This window comes from Aeromonas sp. QDB54 (genome assembly GCF_027707385.1).
GTDB lineage: Bacteria > Pseudomonadota > Gammaproteobacteria > Enterobacterales > Aeromonadaceae > Aeromonas > Aeromonas hydrophila.
Window position 1 is genome coordinate 70,971 of the sequence record NZ_JAPCIT010000013.1, and the last position, 11,675, is coordinate 82,645.

General features: G+C 61.5%; 9 protein-coding genes. 6 read left to right on the forward strand and 3 right to left on the reverse strand.

Features of this window, described 5'->3' with window-relative positions:
- Nucleotides 1–50: 50 nt before the first annotated feature.
- The gene (locus PG881_RS14080) at nt 51–815 is read right to left on the reverse strand and encodes an SDR family oxidoreductase (protein WP_270800762.1); all 765 of its coding nucleotides are present in this window, start codon (nt 813–815) and stop codon (nt 51–53) included.
- 324 nt (nt 816–1,139) lie between these two features.
- On the opposite strand from PG881_RS14080, the gene PG881_RS14085 reads away from it, so the two are divergent.
- A complete protein-coding gene (locus PG881_RS14085; RefSeq protein ID WP_270800765.1) occupies nt 1,140–2,489 on the forward strand; it encodes a leucine-rich repeat-containing protein kinase family protein in 1,350 nt (449 codons plus the stop codon).
- A 215-nt stretch (nt 2,490–2,704) separates the two neighbouring features.
- Nucleotides 2,705–3,358, forward strand: coding sequence for a thiopurine S-methyltransferase (locus PG881_RS14090; protein ID WP_016350923.1), 654 nt, complete (start codon nt 2,705–2,707; stop codon nt 3,356–3,358).
- 308 nt (nt 3,359–3,666) lie between these two features.
- On the opposite strand, the gene PG881_RS14095 is transcribed toward PG881_RS14090, so the two are convergent.
- Entirely contained in the window at nt 3,667–6,441 is a 2,775-nt protein-coding gene (locus tag PG881_RS14095) for an insulinase family protein (protein ID WP_270800767.1), read from the reverse strand.
- A 162-nt stretch (nt 6,442–6,603) separates the two neighbouring features.
- On the opposite strand from PG881_RS14095, the gene sixA reads away from it, so the two are divergent.
- From sixA to PG881_RS14110, 3 genes are all read left to right on the forward strand, one after another.
- Nucleotides 6,604–7,071, forward strand: coding sequence for a phosphohistidine phosphatase SixA (sixA, locus tag PG881_RS14100; RefSeq protein WP_011705868.1), 468 nt, complete (start codon nt 6,604–6,606; stop codon nt 7,069–7,071).
- 133 nt (nt 7,072–7,204) lie between these two features.
- Nucleotides 7,205–7,411, forward strand: coding sequence for a DUF1107 domain-containing protein (locus PG881_RS14105; RefSeq protein ID WP_016350921.1), 207 nt, complete (start codon nt 7,205–7,207; stop codon nt 7,409–7,411).
- Nucleotides 7,412–7,611: 200 nt separating this feature from the next.
- Complete coding sequence (locus PG881_RS14110) at nt 7,612–8,529, forward strand: DMT family transporter (protein ID WP_270800770.1); 918 nt, start codon at nt 7,612–7,614, stop codon at nt 8,527–8,529.
- Between the two features lie 49 nt (nt 8,530–8,578).
- Here PG881_RS14110 and PG881_RS14115 read toward each other — a convergent pair whose 3' ends face one another.
- Nucleotides 8,579–10,195: a peptide ABC transporter substrate-binding protein gene (locus PG881_RS14115; RefSeq protein WP_270800772.1), complete on the reverse strand. Its 1,617-nt coding sequence runs from the start codon at nt 10,193–10,195 to the stop codon at nt 8,579–8,581.
- A gap of 384 nt (nt 10,196–10,579) precedes the next feature.
- Between PG881_RS14115 and fbp the strand changes: the two genes are divergently transcribed.
- Nucleotides 10,580–11,614: a class 1 fructose-bisphosphatase gene (fbp, locus tag PG881_RS14120; protein ID WP_024943968.1), complete on the forward strand. Its 1,035-nt coding sequence runs from the start codon at nt 10,580–10,582 to the stop codon at nt 11,612–11,614.
- The last annotated feature ends 61 nt before the right edge of the window (nt 11,615–11,675 follow it).

Consider the following 11,675-nt stretch of genomic DNA (forward strand, 5'->3'; position numbering starts at 1 on the left):
AGGCGCTCTCACGATAGGTTTGCAGCCGTAGGATCTTGGGTGCGACAAGGTCATGTGCGACAAATAGATACCCCACCATCGGCCAGCAGGGCAATGCCGGTGGTAAAGCTGGATGCATCGGACGCGAGATAAAGGGCCGAACGGGCGATCCCCTCCGGTTGGGCCAGCCGTTTGAGGGCATGCATATTCTGCACAAAGGCGAGGCTCTCCGGCGTATCGGTAAAGGCCCGTCCCATGGGGGTGTCGGTGCCCCCCGGCAGCAGGGCGTTGACCCGCACTCCTTGAGCCCCATATTCGGCAGCCAGCACCTGAGTCAGGCCAATCAGGCCGGCTTTGCTCGCGGCATAGGCAGCCATGCCGGGCAGCCCCAGAGTATGGCCGACGAAGGTGGAGGTAAAGATCAGTGAGCCGCCCCCGCGTGCCTGCATGGCGGGGATCTGGTACTTGGCCCCCACAAAGGCGCTGGTGAGGTTGGTATCCAGGGTCTCCTGCCACTGTGCCAGTTCAAGCGCCGGCACGCTGCCCGGTGTCCCCGTGATGCCGGCGTTGTTGAAGGCGATATCGAGTCCGCCGAAACGGGTCAGCGCGAGATCCACCAGGGCGCGGGCATAGGTTTCGCTTTTCACATCTCCCGCCAGGCTCACCGCCTGGCCCCCCTCATGGCGGATCTCCTCCACCAGCAGATCCAGCTCGGGCTGGCGGCGGGCGCCGACGACGACGCTGGCCCCCTCCCGGGCAAACAGGATGGCGCTGGCGCGGCCGATGCCGGAGCTGGCGCCGGTGATGATGGCGACCTTGTTGGACAGTAATGACATGGCAGTTCCCTCGCAGGTGTGTCGTGTACCAGCTAAGTGGCGCACGGGGTTGGCAGTGGGTTGAAACCTCAACGGGTTCAACTCCACGCTGGTTCGGCCCCACTATGGCAACCGGCCCTCGCTGACACGACCCGGATCTTGCTCTCTTTGCCCCCATATCACGGCACCGTGCGCTGGTGCAGAGCCTCGCGGCAACAAAACAGGGGATCTTCAGCCGTCATTTTCTATAATGCCCCCTCTTTTTTTGACTGCCGGTTTGATTGCTGGGCCAACCACCGGCAGCGCCGCTGGCCGCGAGCCGGCCACCCCGATAGAGACGATGTCATGCATACCCTGGAACAGCTGCGCGCAGGTGAACTCTGCGGCGCCCGCCACCTCAAACTCGCCGAAAACCTGACGGAGTTCCCGCCCGAGATCCTGGCTCTCAGGGAGACGCTGGAGGTGCTGGATCTCACCGGCAACCAGTTGAGTCGGCTGCCTGACGAGCTGGCCGAGTTCAGCAAGCTGCGCATCATTTTCTGCTCCGAGAACCGCTTTACCGAGCTGCCCGAGGTGCTGGGGCGCTGCCCGGCACTTACCATGGTGGGCTTCAAGGCCAACCAGATCGCCACTGTGCCTGCCACGTCGCTGCCGGCGGGGCTGCGCTGGTTGATCCTGACCGACAACGCGGTGGAGCAGCTGCCCGATGAGCTGGGTCAGTGCGGCGCCCTGCAAAAGCTGATGCTCTCGGGCAATCGCCTGCGCGAGCTGCCGGCAACCCTCTCCAACTGCCAGCGTCTGGAGCTGGTGCGTATCGCCGCCAACCGGCTCGAGGCGCTGCCGGATTGGCTGGTGAGGCTGCCGCGTCTTGCCTGGCTGGCGTATGCAGGCAACCCCTTCAGCGACAAGCAGGAGCAGCGGCTGGGTCAGTGCGCCTCGGTGGCCGATATCCCGTGGGATTCACTTAAGGTGGGCGAGCTGCTGGGGCAGGGGGCATCCGGCGTCATCCATCGCGCCGAGCTGGCCACGCCGACGGGGCCGCGGGCGGTGGCGGTCAAGTGCTTCAAGGGGGCCGTGACCAGTGATGGGCTGCCCCGCTGCGAGCTGGCGGTGTCGCTGGCGGCTGGCCGTCATCCCCATTTGGTCGGGGTCGAGGGGCGGGTGGGCGATCACCCCTCCGGCATTCCGGCGCTGGTGATGGCGCTGATAGACCCTGACTTTATCAACCTGGCGGGGCCGCCGAGCCTGGACTCCTGCACTCGCGATATCTACCCGGCCGATACCCGCTTTACCCCGGCTGCGCTGCTGGCCATGGTGCAGGGAGTGGCGAGCGCCGCGCTGCATCTGCACGGGCGCGGCATCCTGCACGGCGATCTCTACGCCCACAACATGCTGCACTCCTCACAAGGGGAAGGCCGGCTGCTGCTCGGGGATTTCGGCGCCGCCTCCTGTTATGAGCGAACCGACGGTGAGCTGGCCGGCTTGCTGGAGCGACTGGAAGTGAGAGCCTTCGGCTGTCTGCTGGAAGAGCTGCTGGCCCGCTGCGTCCCCCGTGATGACCGGCTGGATGCCCTGCATGCGCTAGTGGATGACTGTCTTGCCGAGGTGGTGGCGGTGCGTCCCGGCTTTGCCGAGATTGCCGCAAGGCTTGCTGCGGTGGCGCCGGTCATCTGCGCCGAGCCAGTTTTGCTCTGATCCGGCTCGCCCTGCCGTCGCGGTAGTAGCAGGCGCAAAGCAGGCGAAAAAGAGCAGGAGTGGATGACAAAAAGATGTCAAAAGGGGGCCTTCGGGCCCTTTTTTGTTTTGTTCCGCTTTTTTGGGCAAAAGTTGCGGCTGCCGCCTTGTTGGTGCTTGCGTGCAGCGGGCTAAGTTGTGATATTGAGGCATCTTTACATGACAGGGGTGACTGGATGGAAGCGGCTTTTTGGCATCAGCGTTGGGAAGAGAACCGGATCGGCTTTCATCAGGCGGATTTCAATCGCTGGCTGCAATCCTGGTGGTCGGCCCAGCAGCAGGGCGAGCCCGTGCTGGTGCCCCTGTGCGGCAAGTCCCGCGACATGCTCTGGCTGAGCGGGCAGGGCCATCCGGTCGACGGGTTCGAGCTCTCGTCCGTCGCCATCAACAGCTTTTTCAGCGAGAACAAGCTGAGCGACACTGTGAGTGCCGAGGGGCCCTATCAGTGCCATCAGCACGACAGCCTGCGCATCTATGAGGGGGATTTTTTCGCCGCCCCCGAACTTGGCCGCCGCTATCGGCTGGCCTACGACAGGGCGGCTCTCATCGCGCTGCCGACCGCCATGCGCCGTCAATATGCCGAGCTGATGAGCCGGCTTATCGAGGCGGGTGGTCAGATCCTGCTGGTGACTCTGGAATATCAGCCGGAGCAGCAGCGCCAGCCGCCGTTCTCGGTGGGGGAGATGGAGGTGCGCACCCTGTTCGAGCGCCACTTCCAGGTTGAGGTGCTGGGGCGAGCGGCCGAGCTTGATCACCCCAGGGTGCTGTCGGGCCAGCTCTCCTACTTCGACGAGGTGGCCTACCGGCTGGTGCGCCGTCCAGAGGCTTGACCAAAAGCGTGAGCCGAGGCGATAAAATTCGCCATAAAGCTGCAGCTGGTTGACTCTTTATTACCTCCTTTGACATAGATCAACGTGACAAGGGAGGGGAGTGCCTAAGATGAGCCTGTTTCTCAATCACTGTTGTCATCGGCAGGCGCGCTCTGGTTTGGGACTGCCCGCCGACCATCAACTCAGTGTCTGATTTTCACGCTCATGTTCACTTTTGGCGGCTCTGGTCGCAATTGATTATGGTTTTTCCAGCCGACCCCACGGGGTCGGCTTTTTATTGGCTGCAAGAAGGGGAACAGGAGGCCTGATCAGGCCTCGAAGGTGACGGCATTGAGTCGGAACGAACGCGGGTCGTCTATGAACTGGCCGGTGATGCGCTCGTCGTGCTCGTGGCCCTGGCCATAGCTGCAGAGGATCAGCCGATCCGACGTTCTCGATCTCAGCTGGGTGATAAAGCGCACCAGATCGGCGCGGCTCAGGTTGCCCACCTCTTCGCACACCCTTTCGCGCTGATCAAAGCCCAGATCCTTGTTGCCGATGCTGACCCACAGCCGCTGGCCCCGACTGCGCAGGTTGGCATCCCGCTCGCTCAGCTGAGCCTGCAGGCCCGCCTTGCTGTCCTGCCACTGGCGGGCGGTGAGTTCGAGCATGGCCAGCGGAAACAGGTCGATGAACTCCTCCACCGCATCCAGCAGGATCTGCGGCCCGGCCACCGGCGACTGAATGTAGAAGATGAGACCGGGATGGCGGTTGAGGGGCAGGTTGCCGGCCCCCACCACGTAGCCGAGCTGCTGGCGGGTGCGCAGCTCGTGAAAGAAGGTGGAGGACATGATGTGGTTGGCCAGGGTGAAGCAGGCCAGATCCCGCGCCCGGGTGGTGTGCGACTGGTAGTAGACCAGCAGGGCCGAGTCTTCATGCTCGCAGCCCTGTTCGCGAATGAGGGTGCCCCTGTCCTGAATGGAGATGAGCGGGCGACGGGTTTCGGCACTGGGCTGGCTGTTGACGCCGAGGTGGCGCTCCAGCAGGGCGGCGAGCTCGAGGGCCTCGGCGGCGGTCCAGTCGCCGTGCACCAGGGTCTCTACGTGCACCTCGGCAAAGAGGCTCGCCACGAAGGCGGGCATCTCGTTCAGCTCGACGCTGCGCAGGTGGCGCAACAACTGCTCGAACGGCGGGTTGTTGGGCTGCAGCAGGCTGGTGAGCTGGTTGAACAGCTGGGAGATGGGGCGCGCCTTGGACTGGTTATCCCAGTTGCGAATGAGCTGCTCTTTGATCTCGCTAAAGCGGGCCGGATCCGGGTAACCCAAGGTGCGGTTGCCGAGGATCATGTCGAGCAGCAGTGGCTGCTTGTCGGCAAAGCCGCTCAGGTTGATGGTAAAGCCGCCCTGGTGGGCATAGATCTGGTAACCGAGCCCCGCCAGCTCCGCCGGGTAGGTGAGGGCGTTGAGGTGGTCGGTGAGCAGTTCCACCGCGAGGCGTGCCATAGCGATGTGGCGCGGGCTCTTGACCGCGTGCTCGCTGTCGATGGAGATGTAGAGGTTGCCCTTGGGCACGCTGAACTGATGCTCGTGCAGGTGCCAGAGCCGAAAGCCGGGCCGATCGATGAGACAGGCGGGCATGTCGGCGATGAGCTCGGGCGTGCGCACGTCGAGCCGGTTGCTGATGAAGGGGTTGGGCAGCGGCAGGGCCAGCGCCGGATCCGGTTCGCTCTGCTGCCAGCGGATCTTCTCCGCCTCGGTGATGGTGGTCACGCTGTAGGGGGTCTGATACCAGCGGGCCAGCCGGTCCGTGCCGAGCTCCGGCGCCGTGATGGTCAGGCGCAGGTTGTGGGGGGTGAGCTTGGCGAGCAGGCGACGAATGAGCGGCTCGTCGTATGCGCGCATCATGTAGTCGCCGTAGAGCAGGTCATCGGGAGCATAGCTGAACAGGTTCAACACCAGCCCGGAGACGGTGTCGAGCGCCCGGCCCCGCTCCTGGAAGCGGAAGGCGGACTCAAGCACGGTGCGTTTCTCTTCATAACGCCAGGTTTCCACCCCGCCGCGCTCGATGAGCTTCAAGTAGCCGAACAGGGCCGCCACTATCTCGTTGACGTGCTCGAGCCCGAGCGGGGTCAGCCCGAAGTTGACGCCAAAATCCTTGAAGTTGGCGCCGCTGATGCCACCGCCGGCGGAGAGCTGGTTGACCCAGCCCTTCGCTTTCAGCAGAGAGAGCAGGCTGCCATCCCCTTCGTAGCCGATGAGGTGGCTCAGGAAGGTGAGGGGCTTCTTGTCGTAATACTCATCCACGTTGGGCAACGGGAAGGTGAGCGCGAGTTTGCGGGTCTCCTTGACCGGGTTGATCTGGATGCGAATGCCCAGATCATCGAGCCGGTAGAGGGGCATCTCGAGGGTCGGCGTTCCCAAATTGCGATTCAAAATGGGAGCGAAAAAGCGATCGCACCAGCCGAGCTGAGTCTCGATAGTGGCTGGCGAGATCATCACCAGCGCCATGCGATCCGCACTGTAGTGGGTTTCGTAAAACCGGATGAGGTCGGAGCGCAGATCCCGGCCGGGCAGGTCGGCCAGGGTATCCAGGTTGCCCACCGAGAATTTGGCGAAGGGGTGAGCGGGATTGACCGTCTCCTTATGCACCTGGTAGCTGCGGCGCACGTCGTCCTGCAGCTTGAGGCGGTATTCGGAGTCGACCGCGTTGCGCTCCTTGTCTACCCACTCGGGATCGAAGGTGGGGCAGATGAAGAACTGGGAGAAGCGATCCAGCCCGGCCTCGAAGAAGCCGTTGTCGATCTCGAAGAAGAAGTTGGTGAACTCGGTACCGGTCCAGGCGTTGTTGCTGCCGCCATGACGGCTCATAAATTGCTGGTATTCACCAGGTTTGGGATAGGTGCAGGTGCCAAGGAACAGCATATGCTCAAGGAAATGAGCCATCCCCTGCCGGTCCGCCGGATCGTCGAAGTGGCCGGTGTTGACGGCCAGGGAGGCGGCAGACTTGTCGGTGTCGGGATCGCAGATCAACAAGACCCTGAGCCGGTTTGCCAGCTCCAGATAGTGGTACTGCCGATGGTCGTTGGGACTGGCATATGGGCTCATTGGCGCGTGACTCTTGTTGGATTTATTTGAATTTAAACATGATTATCGACCCCGCTACCCGGTGAGGCAAACCCTTTTCTGAGAGGTAGCGCAATTGTTTCCCCCGGCATGGCGGGGTAAGATCCCCCCGCTATCAAAACAGGCCCGTTGGGCGAGGTTGTAATGAAAATCTACATCATGCGTCATGGCCAGGCTGGCATGAATGCGAAAACAGATGAACAGCGTCCACTGACCGAGCAGGGAATCGAAGAGTCCATCCACATGGCCCGCTGGCTGGCCCCTCAGCTTGGCGACAAGCTGGATCGGGTGATCCACAGCAACTATCTGCGCGCCAAACAAACCTGGCAGAGCATATGCAGTGAATTACCCAAGGCAGGGGCCGTCGAAGAGAGTGGTGACATCACCCCCTATGGCGATCCGGCCTTCGTGGCAAGTTACCTCACCGCGCTGGCGGCCAAGCACGACAGCATTCTGATGGTGAGCCACCTGCCGCTGGTGGGATATCTGGTGCAGAGCCTCTGTCCGGCAGCCGGTGCCCCCATGTTTGCCACCTCAGGTCTGGCCTGTATCGAGTGGCAAGATGGCAAGGGGGTCTTGCTCTGGTTGGAAGGACCACATACAATACGCTAAAAGTTAATAAAAAGTTATAGATTGGTTTTTTGGGGAAGAGAGTTGCGATTTTTCCGGATTTTTATACAGAATTTACGGAATTATTTCGCAGAAGCTGCTGTCATACGGATACAACTGCAAGAGGTTGCAAACGATGAGAGTGTTCAAGAAGTACCTGCCGCTGATGGTGGCAAAACATGTCAAAACCTTCTTCAAGGGGCGGATTTACATCCACGGCAGAGGACGCTTTGACTTCCAGTCCGGCCTGCTGATGATGCCCACGTCGGCGGACATTCCCCACCGCCAGACCGTGGTCGAGGTCAACGAGTTGATCTCGAGACTGCACATGGATGCGGCGTGATTGCTTCGTCACCTCGCTGATCCGCGTCATGCCCGCCACCGTGCGGGCATGACTGTTTTTGGGCTCCCTCCGGCCTCTTCAGCGCTGTTCGAACCCCTTTATGTCAGCCAATTCTGCCTTGGCGGCACGGCGCTTGCTAATCCTGTTGACCCCCCTATACTGCCGCCAGAAATACCCGCTGCTTTTTTCTGGATATAGTGATGCCACTTGCCTTCTTGTTTCCCTTCTCCTGCATGGCCATCTGGGCCGGCAACGCCATCGTCAGCAAACTGGCGGTGGGGGTGCTCTCGCCGGCGGCGCTGGCCTGGTCGCGCTGGATGGTGGCCGCCATCATCTTGACGCCGTTCCTTGCGCACCGAGCCTGGCGGGATCGCGCCAAGCTGCGCGCCGGCTTCTATCAGCTGGCGGCGTTGGCCCTGCTTGGCATGGTGCTCAACCAGACCTTCGGCTATTACGCGGCGCAGACCCTGGGGGCCACCGAGATTGGCCTGATGATGGGGCTCACCCCCTTGATGACGGTGCTGCTCAGCATCTGGTTGCTGCACGAGCGCCCTACCTGGGGGGCGCTGCTTGGCGGCGTCATCTCCATCCTGGGGCTGGCGATTTTGCTGGGGCAGGGGGATCCCGCCCGTCTCTTTACCCAGGGCATCCACATCGGCTCCGTCTACATGCTGCTGTCGGCGGGCACCTATGCGCTTTACAGCGTGTTGCTCAAGAAGTGGGATCTGGGGCTCGACAACTGGTCCATGCTCTACGGCCAGGTGCTCTGCAGCCTGCTGTTTCTCACCCCGTTCTACCTGCTGGTGGACGGGCAATGGCCGGACGGCCGGGCACTCTGGCTGATCCTCTATGCGGGGATCCCGACCTCGGCCCTGTCGCCCTGGCTGTGGATGCAGGGCATCGCTCTGCTCGGGGCAAGCCGCACCGCCATCTTCATGAACCTGCTGCCGGTGATGACCGCCGCTCTGGCCATCAGCTGGCTCGGCGAGAAATTGACCAGTTATCATCTGATCGGCGGCGGCATGACCCTGTTTGGGGTGCTGCTGGCCCAGTTGCTGGTGCAGCCTGTGGTGCTGCGCCGGCGCAGGGTGGCGTTGGCCGCCTGCCGGGACGAGTGAGAAAAAAGACCGCCGAAAGGCGGTCTTTTTGTCTGCGGGGTAGCGAACCTTATTGCGCGGTCAGATAGAGGTCTTTCGAGTAGACCAGATCCTGCGGGTTCTGATAGGGGTAGCCCTTGATGTTGGGTTTGAGCAGGCGGGACTTGACGTAGAAATAGACCGGGGCGATGGGCGCTTCTGCATCGATCAGGGCCTCGGCCTGCTGATAGAGCTGGTTGCGTTCGGCCGGATCCCTGGCGTCATGGGCCTTGGCCAGCAGGGCGTCATACTGCTTGTTGAACCACTTGCCGCTGTTGGCGCTGCTGCTGGAGGTCATGATGTCGAGGAAGGTGGAGGCATCGTTGTAATCCCCGTTCCAGGCGTAGCGGCTGACCCCGAAGTCCCCTTCGTTGAGGGCCGACACCATGGTCTTCCACTCCATGTTGTTGAGCTTGGCCTGCACCCCCAGGTTGTGCTTCCACATGGAGGAGATGGCCAAGGCTATCTTCTTGTGCCCCTCATTGGTGTTGTAGAGGATGTCCACAGCCAGCGGCTTGCCAGGGCCATAACCCGCTTCGGCGAGCAGCGCCTTGGCCTGCTTGATCCGCTCCTCCTTGCTCATCTGCTCGCTGGCCGGTCGCTTGAGCTCGAAGCCGTCCACTATGGGAGGCGTCAGGCTGAAGGCGGAGATCTGACCCTGCCCCAGGAGCTTCTCGGTGATGGTGTCCCGGTCGATGGCCAGGGAGAGCGCCTTGCGCACCTTGGGATTGTCGAACGGTTTGCGCTGGGTGTTGAACACGTAGTAGTAGGTGGCCAGGGTCGGCACGCTCACCAGCTCCTGCGGGCTCTGCTGCTTGAGCTGCTTGTACTGCTCGAGCGGATAGCTGGTGTAGTGCAGCTCGCCGGCGCGATAGCGGTTGTAGGCGGCGGTGTCGGAGACGATCTCCAGATAGAACACCTTGTTCAACACCGTATGCTGGTTGTCCCAGTAATGGGGGTTGCGCTCGGAGATGAGACGCTCGTTGGGGGTCCACTCCTTGAGCACGAAGGCCCCGTTGGAGACGATGTTGCCCGGCTTGACCCACTCATGACCGAACTTCTCGATGGTTGCCCTCGGCGCCGGGAAGGTGGTGTAGTGGGAGAGGGTCTTCAGGAAGAAGGGCACCGGGTTTTTCAAGGTGATCTGCAGGGTATGGGCATCGAGCGCCTTTATGCCCAGCGTATCCGGGCTCTGTTTGCCCTGAATGACCTCGGCGGCATTGGTGACGCCGGTCAGCTCGATGAACCAGGCGTAGTTGGAGGCATTCTTGGGATCCGCTGCCCGCTGCCAGCCATAGACGTAATCTGCCGCCGTCACCGGCTCGCCGTTGGACCATTTGGCATCGGGTCTGAGCTTGAAGGTGTAGACGGTGCCCGTGGGGTCGAGCTGGTAACCCAGGGCGCCGGCAGGCTGCAGCTTGCCGTCCCCGTCCAGGGTGTAGAGTCCCTCGAACAGATCGTTGACGATTTCGCTGCCCGCGCTCTCTTCCACCATCTGGGGGTCGATGGAGGCGGGTTCGGTACCTATGTTGCGGATGAAGGTTTGCTGTTCTGCCGGCAGCAACTTGGTACCGGCCGGCACCTGGGCTGCCAGGGCGGGGAGTGCGAACAGGGCGGCAACCGTGCCGGCAATGAGTGTCCTTTTCATTGAATATCCTTATGTTTTTTTGCTTCCAAAGCCGGGCCAGTGTGCGGGATTGATGGCGAGATCTCAAGAGGCAGACAGGTCTCCCATGGCATGGGTCCCAGATAGGGGGCATGGCGGGGATCTTGCCACCCTCATGGCGACATCTTCGTGAATTTTTGCCACGAATTAACATCGGAAAAGTTACCGATTGAAACCAGATTGAGGGCTGTTTCGGGCGAAAAAGGTGGGGGAGATGTGCATTTATTCAGCGGCTTAATTCGCTGCAAAAACAAAAAACAGGCGTTACATTAGGTTACAAAACAAGGCTGCCGAGGATCGGCACTTTTTTTGTCTATGCGTGCAAACGTTTTCAAAGCCAACGGAAACGATCTTAAAGGAACAATAATGCGAAACATGATCACCATGGGCGAGTTCATCGTCAAAAAGCAGGCGGATTACCCCACCGCGACCGGCGAGCTGACCTCGCTGCTCAGCTCCATCCGCCTGGCCGCCAAGGTGGTGAACCGGGAGATCAACAAGGCGGGGCTGGCGGACATCATCGGCTCCATGGGCGCTGAAAACGTGCAGGGCGAGGTGCAGCAGAAACTGGACGTCTACGCCAACGAGCGCTTCAAGGCGGCGCTGGAAGCCCGTGGCGAAGTGTGCGGCATGGCCTCCGAAGAGGAGGAGGATTTCGTCTCCTTCGATTCCGAGCTCTCTCGTCACTCCAAGTACGTGGTATTGATCGACCCCCTCGATGGCTCCTCCAACATCGACGTCAACGTCTCCGTCGGCACCATCTTCTCCATCTACCGCCGGGTCAGCAAGCCGGGCGCCGGCGTCACTCTGGAAGACTTCCTGCAGCCGGGCAACCGCCAGGTGGCGGCCGGTTACGTGGTCTACGGCTCCTCGACCATGCTGGTCTACACCACCGGCTTTGGCGTCAACGGCTTTACCTACGACCCCTCCATCGGCTGCTTCTGCCTCTCCCACGAGAACATCCGCATTCCGGAGGAGGGCAAGATCTACTCCATCAACGAGGGCAACTACATCAAGTTCCCGGACGGGGTGAAGAAGTACCTCAAATATTGCCAGGAGCGGGACGAGGCGACCCACCGTCCTTACACCTCACGCTACATCGGCTCGCTGGTCTCCGATTTTCACCGCAACCTGCTCAAGGGCGGCATCTACATCTATCCGTCCGGCACCAACTCGCCGAACGGCAAGCTGCGCCTGCTCTATGAGTGCAACCCCATGGCGTTCCTGGTGGAGCAGGCCGGTGGCAAGGCGTCAGACGGCTTTGGCCGCATCATGGACATCCAGCCCACCGCGCTGCACCAGCGTACCCCTTATTTCGTGGGTTCCACCAAGATGGTGGATCGGGCCGAGGCCTTCATGCGGGAGTTCTCCGCGCACGAGAACCCGGCCAATCAGGCATGACGGCCAGCGTCACGGGATAAAAAACGGGAGCCATCAAGGCTCCCGTTTTAGTTGGGCGAGC

Excerpts from the sequence above, each read along its gene's own strand:
- PG881_RS14080 (WP_270800762.1), bottom strand. The coding sequence starts at position 815 with ATGTCATTACTGTCCAACAAGGTCGCCATCATCACCGGCGCCAGCTCC.
- PG881_RS14085 (WP_270800765.1), top strand. The coding sequence starts at position 1,140 with ATGCATACCCTGGAACAGCTGCGCGCAGGTGAACTCTGCGGCGCCCGC.
- PG881_RS14090 (WP_016350923.1), top strand. The coding sequence starts at position 2,705 with ATGGAAGCGGCTTTTTGGCATCAGCGTTGGGAAGAGAACCGGATCGGC.
- PG881_RS14095 (WP_270800767.1), bottom strand. The coding sequence starts at position 6,441 with ATGAGCCCATATGCCAGTCCCAACGACCATCGGCAGTACCACTATCTG.
- sixA (WP_011705868.1), top strand. The coding sequence starts at position 6,604 with ATGAAAATCTACATCATGCGTCATGGCCAGGCTGGCATGAATGCGAAA.
- PG881_RS14105 (WP_016350921.1), top strand. The coding sequence starts at position 7,205 with ATGAGAGTGTTCAAGAAGTACCTGCCGCTGATGGTGGCAAAACATGTC.
- PG881_RS14110 (WP_270800770.1), top strand. The coding sequence starts at position 7,612 with ATGCCACTTGCCTTCTTGTTTCCCTTCTCCTGCATGGCCATCTGGGCC.
- PG881_RS14115 (WP_270800772.1), bottom strand. The coding sequence starts at position 10,195 with ATGAAAAGGACACTCATTGCCGGCACGGTTGCCGCCCTGTTCGCACTC.
- fbp (WP_024943968.1), top strand. The coding sequence starts at position 10,580 with ATGCGAAACATGATCACCATGGGCGAGTTCATCGTCAAAAAGCAGGCG.